This is a genomic window from Pseudonocardia terrae (assembly GCF_021343995.1).
Classification (GTDB): domain Bacteria; phylum Actinomycetota; class Actinomycetes; order Mycobacteriales; family Pseudonocardiaceae; genus Pseudonocardia; species Pseudonocardia terrae.
Map to the genome: position 1 here is coordinate 1 of NZ_JAJTTE010000155.1, position 1,044 is coordinate 1,044.

Sequence of the window (1,044 nt, forward strand, 5' to 3'; positions counted from 1 at the left end):
CTAGTGCGAAGTCTCCCAGTTCGGCGGGGCGAGGACCGTGCTCATCCGTTCGAGTTGGTCGCGGTGCAGGGCGCTGAGTTCGCCGAGGGTCTGCTCCCCGCTTGGGGTGAGACCCACTCGGACCACCCTCGCGTCATCTGGGTCGTGCGACCGCCGTACCAGGTTCTGTCCCTGGGCCCGGTTGACCAGCTCGACGGTGCTGTGGTGGCGCAGCTGCAGGCGGTCGGCCAGCTCGCCGACCGTGGCCCAGTCCCGCCCAGGGAAGCCCTTGAGGGCGAGCAGCAGCTGGTACTGCTGAGGGGTGAGCCCGTGGTGGCGCACGGTCTCCTCGCTGAATCGCAGGTAGCGCCGGATGCCGAAGCGGAACCGGGCCAGAGCCTCGAAGTCCTGCTTGGTCAGCGGTGTCGGCGTCGCTCGTTCCTCCTGCTGCACGGTCACAGTGTGATGACACCACGTCGACAGCCGGAAGGGGGCTCCTTGCCGGTTTCTATCGTGTTACGATATAAACGAGGTGCCGGTGAGGTAGGAGGTGCGTCGTGTTGGACGATCACGATCACCACGCGCTGGACGAGCTCGAGTGGCAGCTGTCGCTGGACGACCCCGACTTCGTCCTGAGGTTTCAGCGCGACCAGGACCAGATGGCCGAGTGGCTCCGGCGCCGCCGGGGCCACCGCATCGCCGTGATCACCGCCCTGACCACGGGCGTTCTGCTGGTGCCCCTCGGATCGCCCGCTGGGGCACTGGCTGCGGTTCTGGCCACTGGTCTGGTCTGGATGACCTGGAGATTCCCGAAGGCCTTCGGCCGGTCGCCCTGATCGCGGCTGCGGCCCAGGCCTGACAAGGGCGCCGACTTACGAACAGCACGCCAGGTTGGCGCACACCACCACTGCTCGGAGGCACGTGATGATCGTTCTTTGGACGCTGATCGTGGTCGGCGCGCTGTGTCTTCTGCTCGGGGCGGCCACCAGCCTGCGCGTGGTGCAGGAGTACGAGCGGGGGGTGGTGTTCCGGTTCGGCCGGGTGCGTCCGCAGACCCTCGGCCCG

2 protein-coding genes are annotated in these 1,044 nt (G+C 67.8%); one reads left to right on the plus strand and one right to left on the minus strand.

Translation table 11 applies throughout. The annotated features are described in order from the left end of the window. Complete coding sequence (locus tag LWC33_RS34670) at positions 1 to 438, minus strand: MarR family winged helix-turn-helix transcriptional regulator (RefSeq protein WP_233308939.1); 438 nt, start codon at positions 436 to 438, stop codon at positions 1 to 3. Between the two features lie 98 nt (positions 439 to 536). Here LWC33_RS34670 and LWC33_RS34675 point away from each other — a divergent pair, with 98 nt between their 5' ends. Then, positions 537 to 815 (plus strand): DUF3040 domain-containing protein, encoded by a 279-nt coding sequence (locus LWC33_RS34675; protein ID WP_233308940.1) that lies wholly within the window; start codon positions 537 to 539, stop codon positions 813 to 815. Positions 816 to 1,044: the final 229 nt, after the last annotated feature.